This window comes from Rhizobium sullae, from assembly GCF_900169785.1.
GTDB classification, from domain to species: Bacteria; Pseudomonadota; Alphaproteobacteria; order Rhizobiales; family Rhizobiaceae; genus Rhizobium; species Rhizobium sullae.
The window spans coordinates 1-219 of sequence record NZ_FWER01000257.1; the positions used below are offsets into that span (position 1 = coordinate 1).

At 63.0% G+C, this 219-nt stretch carries 1 pseudogene; it reads right to left on the reverse strand.

The window, feature by feature from the left end:
* A pseudogene (locus tag BN1800_RS40050) lies at positions 1-219 on the reverse strand (TolC family protein); the annotation flags it as partial.

Below are 219 nucleotides of genomic sequence, written 5' to 3' on the forward strand. Positions count from 1 at the left end.
GTTGTTGAGCAGGGCGATCTGGACGGCGGTTTCGGCGTCGAGTGCCTGCTTGCGGGCAAGAAGCGTCTTGACTTGGGCCGAGGCTGCCTGAGCCTGTTGCTGATTTTGAACCCAGACGGTCTGCTGGGCGGTTACCGTCGAGGTTTTCGCCGCGACGGTGCTGAAGCCCGCGTCGCGCTTTGCGTAGTCGGCTCCGCTCACACAGCTCGCCAAGACAAC